General features: G+C 43.2%; 8 protein-coding genes. 5 read left to right on the forward strand and 3 right to left on the reverse strand.

Translation table 11 applies throughout. The features are described from left to right. The first annotated feature begins 135 nt into the window (after positions 1 to 135). Positions 136 to 1,839 (forward strand): NAD(P)H-quinone oxidoreductase subunit 4, encoded by a 1,704-nt coding sequence (locus CQ839_RS11690; protein ID WP_103668457.1) that lies wholly within the window; start codon positions 136 to 138, stop codon positions 1,837 to 1,839. A 79-nt stretch (positions 1,840 to 1,918) separates the two neighbouring features. Here the strand turns inward: CQ839_RS11690 and CQ839_RS11695 are convergent, their stop codons facing one another. Further along, positions 1,919 to 2,812 carry a tetratricopeptide repeat protein gene (locus tag CQ839_RS11695; RefSeq protein ID WP_103668541.1) on the reverse strand — a complete coding sequence of 298 codons (894 nt, stop codon included), beginning with the start codon at positions 2,810 to 2,812 and terminating at the stop codon, positions 1,919 to 1,921. 223 nt (positions 2,813 to 3,035) lie between these two features. Here CQ839_RS11695 and psb30 point away from each other — a divergent pair, with 223 nt between their 5' ends. Then, positions 3,036 to 3,167: a photosystem II reaction center protein Ycf12/Psb30 gene (gene psb30, locus CQ839_RS11700; protein WP_071590161.1), complete on the forward strand. Its 132-nt coding sequence runs from the start codon at positions 3,036 to 3,038 to the stop codon at positions 3,165 to 3,167. Positions 3,168 to 3,255: 88 nt separating this feature from the next. On the opposite strand, the gene CQ839_RS11705 is transcribed toward psb30, so the two are convergent. Then, positions 3,256 to 4,839 (reverse strand): YcjF family protein, encoded by a 1,584-nt coding sequence (locus CQ839_RS11705; RefSeq protein WP_103668458.1) that lies wholly within the window; start codon positions 4,837 to 4,839, stop codon positions 3,256 to 3,258. A 303-nt stretch (positions 4,840 to 5,142) separates the two neighbouring features. Here CQ839_RS11705 and CQ839_RS11710 point away from each other — a divergent pair, with 303 nt between their 5' ends. The 3 genes from CQ839_RS11710 (at position 5,143) to CQ839_RS11720 (ending at position 11,628) form a co-directional block, all read left to right on the forward strand. Next, positions 5,143 to 5,682 (forward strand): shikimate kinase, encoded by a 540-nt coding sequence (locus tag CQ839_RS11710; RefSeq protein WP_103668459.1) that lies wholly within the window; start codon positions 5,143 to 5,145, stop codon positions 5,680 to 5,682. A gap of 252 nt (positions 5,683 to 5,934) precedes the next feature. After that, the gene (locus tag CQ839_RS11715) at positions 5,935 to 8,592 is read left to right on the forward strand and encodes an adenylate/guanylate cyclase domain-containing protein (RefSeq protein ID WP_103668460.1); all 2,658 of its coding nucleotides are present in this window, start codon (positions 5,935 to 5,937) and stop codon (positions 8,590 to 8,592) included. 273 nt (positions 8,593 to 8,865) lie between these two features. Then, the gene (locus tag CQ839_RS11720; RefSeq protein WP_103668461.1) at positions 8,866 to 11,628 is read left to right on the forward strand and encodes a DNA topoisomerase (ATP-hydrolyzing) subunit A; all 2,763 of its coding nucleotides are present in this window, start codon (positions 8,866 to 8,868) and stop codon (positions 11,626 to 11,628) included. 69 nt (positions 11,629 to 11,697) lie between these two features. Here the strand turns inward: CQ839_RS11720 and grxC are convergent, their stop codons facing one another. After that, positions 11,698 to 11,955 carry a glutaredoxin 3 gene (gene grxC / locus CQ839_RS11725; protein WP_103668462.1) on the reverse strand — a complete coding sequence of 86 codons (258 nt, stop codon included), beginning with the start codon at positions 11,953 to 11,955 and terminating at the stop codon, positions 11,698 to 11,700. Between the last annotated feature and the right edge of the window lie 133 nt (positions 11,956 to 12,088).

Below are 12,088 nucleotides of genomic sequence, written 5' to 3' on the forward strand. Positions count from 1 at the left end.
AGTGTTGTCACACTTTTGTGAATTGGTATAGCATCACGACAAATGATCATCATCGAAAAGAATAATGCTTAAAAATTTATAAAGTTTAGTACAATACTTAACATTCTCCTTGGTAAGTATTTAGACTCATTAGACATGACATTAGCCCAATTTCCTTGGCTTACCGCGATCGTCCTGCTGCCCCTCGTAGCTTCCTTACTCATACCCATACTGCCCGATAAAGAAGGCAAAACAGTACGTTGGTATGCATTAGGCGTAGGCATCGCTGACTTTATATTGATGTGCTATGCCTTCTGGAAGAACTACGATCCGAGCAACGCGACATTTCAACTCGCGGAAAAGTACACTTGGATACCCCAATTAGGTCTTAGTTGGGCAGTTTCAGTCGATGGCATCTCCGCACCTCTAGTGCTGCTTGCAGGATTTGTCACCACGCTCTCCATCTTTGCCGCATGGCAAGTTAATATCAAACCGCGTCTGTTTTACTTTCTCATGTTGGTGCTGTACTCCGCGCAAATCGGTGTATTTGTATCCCAAGATTTACTGCTGTTCTTCATCATGTGGGAAGTTGAGCTAATTCCTGTCTATCTGCTCGTTTCGATCTGGGGAGGTCAGAAACGTCAGTATGCAGCCACAAAATTTTTGCTTTATACTGCCGCCGCATCCATCTTTATCTTAGTTGCTGGCTTAGCAATGGCGCTATATGGCAACAACTTGACTTTTGACATGGCTGAGCTAGCCCTAAAGGATTTCCCACTGGCTCTAGAGCTTCCACTTTATGCAGGTTTGCTAATTGCTTTTGGTGTCAAGCTGGCTATTTTCCCTCTCCATACTTGGCTTCCAGATGCTCATGGTGAAGCTTCTTCACCTGTATCGATGATTTTGGCAGGTGTATTGCTAAAGATGGGTGGTTATGGATTAATCCGCCTAAATATGGGATTACTCGATCATGCCCATGTTTATTTCGCTCCAGTTTTAGCAATGCTAGGTGTGATTAATATTGTTTATGGTGCGGTGAATTCGTTTGCTCAAACTAATATGAAGCGTCGCCTCGCTTTTTCGTCGGTTTCGCATATGGGATTTGTGTTGATCGGCATCGCATCTTTCACTGATTTAGGAATCAGTGGTGCGATGTTACAAATGCTTTCTCACGGTCTGATTGCTTCCGTCTTGTTCTTCCTCGCTGGTGTTACCTACGATCGCACCCACACGATGTTAATGAATGAGATGGGCTATATCGGCAAAGTAATGCCTAAGGTGTTCGCTTTATTTACCGTTGGGGCTTTAGCATCTCTTGCTCTACCTGGAATGAGTGGTTTTGCTAGTGAAATTGCTATCTTTGTGGGTATGACTTCCAGTGATGTCTATAGCTCCACTTTCCGAACTGCAACTGTATTTTTAGCCGCAGTTGGCGTGATCCTGACACCGATCTATCTGCTCTCAATGTTGCGTCAGATTTTCTACGCCTCCGATGCCAATCCGACCTGTGATATCAATCCTACCTGTGATATCTCTGATATCAGTCTCAAGGCACAAGGTAATCAGGAAGTAGTTTGTTTTGGTACGAGTTGCGTTTTGCCTAGCGAAGCCGATTTTAGTGATGCTAGACCTCGCGAAGTATTTATTGCGGTTTGCTTCTTAGTACCAGTCATTGCGATCGGTGCTTATCCCAAAATGGCAACCAATCTATACGATGCAACGACAACAGCCATCAATTCGCAAATGCGTCTCGCTCATGAGCAAGTTGCGATCGCAAAAAATGTAGAAACTTTCGCGGTGAAATCTAATTTCCCCTCGCTTTCCGAAGTTAAAGTTAATGCGGTTGTAGCGAATAATTAGAAATTCTGTCCAATCCAAAAAATAAAACAGCGCACAAAGTGCGCTGTTTTATTTTTTATAGCGCTTTGCGCTGGAGGCTTTAATTGCGACGAACTTTAGGAACTTGACGTGTAGAGAGGTCACTCTCATCTAAAATTTGCTTGACTTGAGGTTGCGACAAGACTATTTTCACATCAGCAATTAAGCGATCGCCCCAGAGATTTTCCACTAGATAGGGGATTTTGCCATAGCGAGGATCGATTTTCATCGCTTCAACGCCTAGCTGAATTGCTTTATCGCGATCGCCTTTGCGATAAAAGGCACTAGCAAGAGCGAGGGTTGGCTCAGCGGCGAGAAATTCGACTTTTTCAGCTTGCTTGAGAGAGCTTTGCCATTTTGCGATCGCCTGATCGACATTGCCGCGCTCATACTCAACTAGACCGATGTTATTGGTCGCTGCCCAAAATTTGGTGTCAATAACTAGAACATCGTTATAGATCGTAACTGCTTCGTCGTAACGTTTAGTCAAAAAGTAAGCGTTACCAAGATCAAACATTGCCGTAGCAGCTTTTGGCTCAAGGGTTAAGCCCTGTTTGAGATTACTAATTGCTTCAGGATAATTTTTATTACGGAGATAGGCTGCCCCCAAACTAAATAAGATCGTTGGCTCGTCTTTTTTGAGTTGATGAGCCAAAGTTAAAGAGGCGATCGCTTCGGCATATCGCTCTTTACGGAGATAAATACTGCCGAGAATACCTTGAGTTTGAAAAGCTTTAGGTGCTAGTTGTGCAGCTAGACGAGCACGAGGTAAAGCTAATTCGTACTGCTCAAATTGAGCAAGTTGTGCAGCTTCCCTTGCCAAATTGAGCGCTTGCTCTTCTAAATTACCAAAATTAATCCTTGTTGTATGGGGCAGAAGAGCTTGAGCGCGTACTGGAGAGGCTCCAACGCTAACTGATGCAAGTATTGCCAGCAACCAAATTCGATAACGCACAGGTATAACTCTTACCAATTGTGAATATTGTGAATATACTTCAAATGATAGCGCTTCTTTATCAAAACCGATTTTTGGTTTGCCCAAAACCCAGAAAATTAGAGAGAGGCGCAAAGTACCTCTCTCTAATTTTCTGGGTTTTAAAGATTTTTTGAGTAGCGATGCTTGCTAGAATATCCCTAGAATTTTGTTTGATTAATAAATCATATTTAAGAAAACTGCCATGGACTTCGTAACCTCCCTATTTTCCAGCATTAATTTTCAGCTGATTTTTCAATTGACCTGCTTGGCTCTGATTGTCATTTCTGGTCCCGTCATCATCTTTTTGTTATCAGCGAACAGTGGCGATTTGTAATTAAGCACAAAAAAGAGGACGGTGTAACGCACCGTCCTCTTTTTTGTGCTTAATTCACAGAGTTGCGCCGCAACTCTGTAACTGTTTTTTACTTAGCGATAGCCATAACAGACATACGGCTAGAAATACTAGTTATAAAATCAACAAAAAAGCGATCGCCTTGTAACGCTGTAAAAGTCTTTTGACTTATTTGTTGCAGTTTTTTGATCATCGCAGGATTAGAGCTAATTGCAGATTGAGTTTCAGGTTGCTGCTCTAGATATTCCACAAAGCTCATACCACCTATATGGGTTAGATATGCGGCGGTAACTGCTTGCATAGAGCCACCGATCGCATAGGTGATCGCATTAACTTTAAAGAAAGAGGCGATCGCGGAAGTCGTTATTTCAATACAACCAAGTTGTATTAATTGCTGCGCTATGGTTAGACCAAATTGCTGTGCTTGTTTAAAATTTAGGGGGCGATCGTAGATTTTGGCGAGATCGATCAACATCTGCGTATTAATTGCGGCTCCAGCCAGTAAATCGATCGCGGGGATGGGGTTAGCAAAGACTGTAGTAGCAGTAATTAATTGATAGCGACTGATGATTGTGGCGGCATCTTGGCGGCGTTCGTGATGAATTGTGCCATTGATTTCTTGCAGCAAAGTTTTGATTTGCAGGTGGGTATTGTGAATTAGTAAATCTTCCCACTCGTTAGAAAGAATTTCTTCGATACGTTCTTTCAATGGCTTCACATCGGGTGGTACATCTTCCCACCATTCTTGGCTTGCTTCATGACGATCAGAAGCTTCAGCATTGGCATATTGACGCACCTTAATCGGGCTAGGTTGAGCGGAGATCGCCACAATATCCATAGATGCTAAAAAATGCTGGGTGCGTTCTTGCAGTTTAGCTAAAACATGTTTGCGATCGCTTGGCAAATATAAGTCTGTCTTATTAAGCGCCAGAATTACACGCTTACCCAATCCTGCAAGACGATCTAGTTCGTGATATTCACTATTTGTTAAATCTCCGACCGTCACAAAAATCATTAGATCGGCATTCTGGGCTATTTGCAATGCTTCTAGTTCTCTCTGTTGCCCCATAGCGCCCATTTCTTGCGTTCCAGATGTATCCAGCAAAGAAATTTGACGCTTTACTTTGTTTTCAGTATGAATCGGCGTAATGCCAACGGGCGAAAAGTCGATCCCTTGATAAGCATATTCTTGACGGGCGATCGTCGTGCCAATTACTGCACCAGTTTTACCTGCCTTGCGTCCCAACAAAGCATTGATTACTGAAGTTTTACCTGCGGAGCCTGTACCAAAAACAACGATCCGAAAATGATTTTTTTGTAAATTACTGGTAATTTGTTGTGCTTGTTCTTCTAAATTTGTGCGTTTACTAGGATTAGCAATTTTAGCGATCGCCTTTTGCGCTTGCTGCAATTCTTTAAATAAATAACTGCGATCAATGACTACTGGCTGCTCTATTCCTGAAGCAAAGCTTCTTCGCACATTCACAAACAAAAGTGTGCTACCGATCATTAGCGTGGTTATGCTCAGTAAATGCCAGTCATGTTCTAGCGCAAATAAACTATTTGCGATCGCGGCAACACTAACAATTCCTAAACCTAACAACAAGTTTTTTGGCAAACTTTTGCTAGACAAGACTGTGCGATAGTTCAGCATTCACAACGTACTCTCAAAAATCTAATCTTAAAGTATCTTAAGCGTACAGTTTTACCATAAGCGTCAAGACAGCAATAAAAATTTTATAGCAATCTCTGGTTGAAAAAGCATAAGTGCTAATTACAAACCCTGCTGCTGTGAGAATATTGCTTTAGGAGATTTTCAAAAGAAAATATACCCATTTGTAGGGGCAGGTTTTGGAAGAAATCTATGGTTTACCCATAGATTTCTTCCAAAACCTGCCCCTACAGGGATTTTCTTCACTTTGTGTCAATACCCATCACAAATTCTAGATATAGGCAAATGCTCAACGGAACGAATATTTTTTTGATTGGAATGATGGGTGCAGGTAAAAGCACTGTCGGCAAACACTTAGCCAAAAAATTTGGTTACAACTTCTTAGATACAGATCCACTGATTGAACAATGTGCAGGGAAACCAATCCCTGAAATTTTTGCCAATGATGGTGAAAATACTTTTCGCGATCTTGAACAGCAGGTACTTTCTCAAGTTTCCGCCCATACCCGCCTAGTCGTAGCCACAGGTGGTGGCATTGTCATGAGATCGCTTAATTGGTCACATCTCCACGATGGTATTGTTATTTGGATTGATGTACCGATTGAAACTTTGCACAAGCGTCTCAAAACTGCATCTGAACAACGCCCTCTTTTGCAGACTGCCGATCCATTACAAACCCTCAATGATATCTATCGTCAACGACGCGATCGCTATGCTCAAGCTGACATTTCAATCATGGTTACTGCTGATGAATCAAGCGAAACTGTCTGCGATCGCTTATTTGAAATGATCCAAACTCGAATCAACCCTGATCGTCTCAGGTAAATCACCAAAATCAGCAAGGTTACGCCCCGCAGGGGCGCAACCTTGCTGATTTTGGTTTATAGGCGGTAATTCCCACTATCTATAGTTTCTAGGTTTGCGATCGCAATCTTAGGGGTGCTAAGATAATTTTTTCAATTTGACAAAAATTGGCTTTGCATAAACTCAAGAATAACTTTGCAAGTGGAACAAGAGTGATTCGATAAGCATCAACACTCTTAAAAAGTTAGGACTAACCGAAATTTTAGTGCTGATATGACACCATCATCCCCTTCTCGCATACCATCCATGGATACTATCGCTACGATTGATGTAATTGCAGAGAGCGAATCCTCAAGCGAATTTCCGTCTGCTAAGCACAACAGTACAGTCCCAGCTTTATCTAGTTTCCCAGATAGTTCTGACAGGAGTTCTAGTGCTTTAGCGGTAACCAGTGGAGGTAATTTCGCCTCGGTTCTTGCTCCGCTTACACCCGAAAAATTCAGTCAAGTTGTTAGTGATGTTGAGCAAAGATTGCGGATCGTTAATCAAACCCTCGGAATGCTTAACACCGACTTCGATGTCATTCTTGATGAAATGCTGCAAGCGATTCGCGGCAAAATTGGTGAGCTACTTTCAGCCGATCGCACCACAATTTTTTTATTAGATGCCGATAAAAACCAATTATGGACAAATGTGGCTGGTGAAGATGGCAAAAATATTGAAATTCGGATTTCAACCGAACCGACCAGCATTGCAGGTGAAGTTGCTACCTATGGTCACATCGTAAATATTCCCTTTGATTTTTTTGATGATCCGCGATCAACTCAAGCTAAAAAGCAATTTGAGCGGACAGGTTATCGCACCTACTCTATGCTTTCCATGCCACTTTTGAACGATGACGATCAACTAGTTGCTGTGGTGCAGTTAATCAATAAATTACGGATTAATGATCCCAAGGGTTCTCTTGAAGATGGCGTAGATAGAATTGGTTTTACTGAAGAAGATCAAGCATTATTTGCTCAGTTCGCCCCATCAATGCGCCTAATTTTAGAAAGCTCTCAAGCTTTTTATTCGGCTGCCCAAAAACAACGCGCCGCCGATGCTCTAATGAAAGCTGCGATGTCTTTAGGGCAAAGTTTGGATCTTGAAGCAACCCTTAAAAAGGTTATGGACGAAGCCAAATTATTGATGAATGCCGATCGCAGTACACTGTGGCTAATTGATCGCGATCGCAATGATCTCTGGACACAAATTGTTGATCAATATGGACTAACTAAGGAATTGCGCGTCCCCATGGGCGTAGGATTTGCAGGACGAGTTGCAACTACTGGTGAAGTCTTAAATATTCCCTTTGACCTTTACGAACATCCCGATGCTGCTAACTCCAAAAAATTTGATCAAGCAAATGGCTATCGTACCTGTAGCCTTCTTTGTATGCCAATTTTTAACTCTAATAAAGACCTAATCGGGGTTACGCAATTAGTTAACAAAGTCCAGCGTGGCGATTTTCCTGAATACGATCCCACCACATGGCCAGCGTCTCCTCAACGGTTTAAGGCAAGCTTTAATAGCAATGATGAAGAATTCATGAAAGTCTTCAATGTCCAAGCAGGTGTTGCGCTGGAAAATGCCAAGTTATTTGCTAAGGTCAAGCAAGAACAGCAAATGCAAAAAGATATCTTGCGTAGTCTTTCAGATGGTGTGATCTCTACCGACAAACATGGCAAGATTATTGCTGCTAATGAACGCGCCTATGCTTTGCTTGGTGTCGGAGAGTCCTTGCTAGAAGGCAAATCTGTATATGAACTAATCAACATCGAGAAAGCTAACTTCACTAGATGGTTTGACAATAGTCTAGAAGGTAGTGACGAAAAAAGTCGCAAGCAATATTATCCCGATCAGACTCTGCGCTCTACCGATGGTGAACAGCACAGCATCAATATTTCGATCAATACCATGTCCGAAGGTAACGAAGGCGAAGGCGTGCATGGCGCACTAGTAGTGATGGAAGACATCAGTCAAGAAAAGCGCCTCAAGAGCACGATGTATCGCTACATGACCCAAGAACTAGCCGAACAGCTTTTAGCTGGTGGTGATGCCAAGATGGGTGGCGATCGCAAAGAAGTTTCAGTTTTATTCTCGGATATTCGCAGCTATACCACGATTACAGAATCTCTCGCCGCCGAAGATGTAGTAATGATGCTGAATGAATATTTTGAAACAATGGTAGAGGCAGTATTTAACTACAAAGGCACGCTGGATAAATATATCGGTGATGCAATTATGGCGGTGTTTGGTTCGCCTTTGCCTATTCCCGATCATGCATGGATGGCTGTCCAAACTGCGATCGATATGCGCCATCGTTTAAAAGAGTTTAATATCAAGCGCATCGAGCAATTGAAGCCTCAAAATCAAAAAGAACTCGATATGGCAACGATCCGCATCGGTATTGGGATTAACTCCGATACGGTGATTAGCGGCAATATTGGCTCTACGCGACGGATGGAATTTACGGCGATCGGTGATGGCGTTAATTTGGGTTCACGTCTGGAGGGTGCAAGTAAGCAATATGGAACAGATGCGATCATTAGCGAGACTACTTACAAATTTTGTAGCGATCGCATCTGGGTACGTGAACTGGATTGCATTCAAGTCAAGGGAAAAAATCAGCCCGTTAGTGTCTATGAATTAATCGGTTTAAAATCTGATCCCCTCAGTCCAATCCAAACTCAAATAATTGAGCATTACCATACAGCTCGCGAGCATTACCTCGCTCGTAAGTTTAGTAAAGCTGTAGCTGAGTTTGCAGAAGTCTTAGAGTTAGACAATCACAATAAAGCTGCAAATATCCATATCACTCGTTGTCAGCACTTCTTGCTCAATCCTCCTGAAGATAGTTGGGACGGAGTATGGAGAATGACTGAAAAATAAAAAAAGATAGGAGGTGCAAAGCACCTCCTATCTTTTTTTTGTAATTTATAGCTGTTGCCATTCTTATAGTGTGAGGCGGCGCTTCGCGCCACCTCACACTATTTGTCCTGATACAAGTGGCTAAGGCTATAAAACCAAAAAACAGTCAGGTTTTTCAAAGCTAAAAATGGCGTAGCCATTTTTAGCTTTGGGATAAATTCACTACAGGACTTGGTTTTGCTGTTACATTGTTTTCAAGTATCGTGATTATCTTGTACAGCGTTCGTAGATTTTATGGCAAAGCAAGGGCAGCAACAGCTAGATTTCGGGTTGGAGTCTAACGGGGGAAATATCATAACGACCTCATTGCATACAGAAATGCAGCGATCGTACCTAGAGTATGCGATGAGCGTCATTGTCGGTCGTGCTTTGCCCGATGCCCGTGATGGACTTAAACCTGTGCATCGCAGGATTATCTATGCTATGCATGAGCTTGGACTCGTACCAGAGCGTCCATTTCGTAAATGTGCTCGTGTTGTCGGGGATGTATTGGGCAAATATCACCCTCACGGGGATCAATCGGTTTACGATGCTCTAGTGCGTTTGGTACAAGACTTTTCGAGTCGATATCCGTTACTAGCAGGACATGGTAACTTTGGCTCGGTCGATAATGACCCTGCGGCTGCCATGCGCTATACCGAATGTCGATTGGCTGCGATCGGCAATGAGGCATTGCTGGGCGAGATCGAAGAAGATGTTGTTGATTTTGTCGATAACTTTGATGGCTCTGAGCAGGAACCTGCGGTTTTGCCTGCCCAGTTACCGATGCTATTGCTCAATGGCTCCACGGGGATCGCCGTTGGCATGGCGACAAATATTCCGCCGCATAATTTGAGTGAAGTGGTCGATGGCGCGATCGCCTTAATCGATAACCCTAATCTGTCTGATGAACAGTTACTGAGCTTAATCCCCGCACCTGATTTTCCTACAGGTGGGATCATTATGAATCAGGATGGTGTGCGTGAGGCATACTTAACTGGGCGCGGTAGCGTCACGATACGTGGGGTGGCGGCAGTTGAGCAGTTTGGCGGCAAAGGTACAGGTAAACGGCAAAAACAAGCAATTATTGTTACTGAGTTGCCTTACCAAGTAAATAAATCAGCATGGATCGAGAAAATTGCTGAATTGGTGAACAATGGCAAAATCGAGGGAATCTCGGATATTCGTGATGAGAGCGATCGCGCAGGAATGCGAGTTGTCATTGAACTAAAAAAAGATGTTTCGCCTGAAGTAATTATCGAGCAGCTATATCGCCAAACCGCACTGCAATCAAATTTTGGCGTAATTCTCTTAGCGCTCAAAGGTTCGCTACCAAAGCAGATGTGCTTGCGTGAGCTGTTGCAAGAATTTCTATCTTTTCGGGAAGAAACTCTTTCTAAGCGCTTCCGATATGAACTGAAGAAAGCACAGGAGAAATCGCATCTATTAGAAGGACTAGTAATCGTTCTCCAAGATATCGATCGCCTAATCAGGATTTTACGATTTGCAAATAATAGTGCTCTAGCTAAAACTGATCTACAAACAGAATTTTCACTGTCAGAAACCCAAGCCGAAGCCATACTCTCTATGCCTTTGCGTCGGATCACTGCCATTGAGCAACAAAAGATCCGCGAAGAGTTAGAAACTTTGCAGCAACAAGTTGCTCGGTTAGAGAGATTGCTAGGCGATCGCCGCGAATTGATGAAATATCTCAAAAAAGAATTGCGTGATCACAAAAAAAGGCATAGCGATCAACGACGAACTCGTCTCGTATGGGATTTATTAGGCAATCAACAAAGCCTCAATTCGCCAAGCAATAACTCTCCAAGTCCTGATATAGAGGCTTCAGAGACACCAAAAGCAACCTCTAAAAGTGCTAACTCTAAAAGTGCCAAGTCCAAAAAATCTGAGGATGCTCTTCAGATTCAACAAACCCTTGAGACTGGGCACGTAGCTGAGAAAACTACTGAGAAAACAAGCGATCGCAAATCCCCTAAAGCAACAAATAAGCAGCCTAAACTCGTAGAAGTCCCTCTCATCTCACTGACAACTGAGTTAAACATTCCCATTGCAGAACCGCAGGATATGACGGTTCAACTCACTCACAAGGGCTATATCAAAGGCTTTGAGAGTAATTCCAGAGCCTCACAATCTGCGGATTTGGGAGATGATGTCACGATCGCATCCTATGACACCCGTAGCGATCGTGAAATGGTCGTCATGACTAGCTCAGGTAGAGCATTTCCCCTTGCCCTTGCGAATGTGCCAATTGTCAAAGGTAAAGGACGGGCTACTCCTCTAATCACGCTATTGCCTGATAGCACTGATCGCATCGTGTCGCAGTTTGTATGGGAAAAGAATGCCGAATCGACGGAAGGTTTAGTCCTGCTGTCTAATCAAGGCAAAATCAAGCGATCGCCGCTTTCAGAATTTGCCGACATGACTGCAAGGGGATTAATTGCCGCCAAATTCAAAGATGACGACTCACTTTTCTGGGCAGATATCGTCGGTTTAGAGCAAGACCTCGCGATCGCGACCTCAGCAGGTCGGATTTTACGCCTCAAAGCCGATGAGACTCAAATCCCTACCGTAGGGCGATCTGCCGCAGGAAATATAGCTTTGCGTTTGGGCAGCTCGGAAACGCAAATTGGTGTATCGGTTTTGGATTTGCAAGCTAATCCTAATTCAGAACTGATTTTAATTACTGCTGAAGGTTTCGCTAAACGAATATCGGCAGCAAATATTCGATCTGCAATTAGAGGTGCGATCGGTTCGCAATGCTTCAAGTTTCAATCGCGAGCCGATAGATTAGTGAGCATGACTGCGATCGCCAAGCCTCGTCTAGATTTACCAGTCACGTTTTTGATCGGTCAAGATGGTGACATTGGTCTAAGAACGGTTCAAATGCCTTTGGGTGCGATTCCTTTAGAATCGCCCAATAGTCAAGGACGTTCGATTTTTGCGGGTGAAAGTGATTTAGTGCGATCGGAAAAAGTAATTCGGGTAGTTGCAAAATAATAAAAAAAGCCTCGTTGCACGAGGCTTTTTTTATTATTTTGCTTAAAGAGAGATCTCTCTTTAAACTAACTATGCTAGCAGCGCATCAAGCTTGCCCTTAGAGTCCAGAGCATGAATGGCATCACAGCCGCCGATATGCTGATCATTTATAAAAATCTGTGGGACAGAACGCTTGCCATCAGAACCTCTAGATACCATTGCAGATCGCGCAGCATCGTCTCCATCGATCACGTATTCTGTATATTCGACGTTTTTCTTATCGAGCAAATGCTTTGCCCTTATACAGAATGGACACATGCGCCATGTATAAATCTCAACCTTTGCCATTACAATTTCCTAAATTTGTTTAACCTACGACATTTTAACAAATCTTAAAACCCAAAAGGGATTTGCGGCGCAAAGCGCCGCTTTAGGTGGCTTGACAAAACCTACCCGTTTCAATGGGTTTTAGCTCTCAGCC

The sequence above is a fragment of the Pseudanabaena sp. BC1403 genome (genome assembly GCF_002914585.1).
Lineage (GTDB): Bacteria > Cyanobacteriota > Cyanobacteriia > Pseudanabaenales > Pseudanabaenaceae > Pseudanabaena.

What these genes read in the sequence shown, in the direction of transcription:
- grxC (WP_103668462.1), bottom strand. Translation starts at nt 11,955, where the DNA reads ATGGCAAAGGTTGAGATTTATACATGGCGCATGTGTCCATTCTGTATA.
- CQ839_RS11715 (WP_103668460.1), top strand. Translation starts at nt 5,935, where the DNA reads ATGACACCATCATCCCCTTCTCGCATACCATCCATGGATACTATCGCT.
- CQ839_RS11710 (WP_103668459.1), top strand. Translation starts at nt 5,143, where the DNA reads ATGCTCAACGGAACGAATATTTTTTTGATTGGAATGATGGGTGCAGGT.
- CQ839_RS11705 (WP_103668458.1), bottom strand. Translation starts at nt 4,839, where the DNA reads ATGCTGAACTATCGCACAGTCTTGTCTAGCAAAAGTTTGCCAAAAAAC.
- psb30 (WP_071590161.1), top strand. Translation starts at nt 3,036, where the DNA reads ATGGACTTCGTAACCTCCCTATTTTCCAGCATTAATTTTCAGCTGATT.
- CQ839_RS11690 (WP_103668457.1), top strand. Translation starts at nt 136, where the DNA reads ATGACATTAGCCCAATTTCCTTGGCTTACCGCGATCGTCCTGCTGCCC.
- CQ839_RS11720 (WP_103668461.1), top strand. Translation starts at nt 8,866, where the DNA reads ATGGCAAAGCAAGGGCAGCAACAGCTAGATTTCGGGTTGGAGTCTAAC.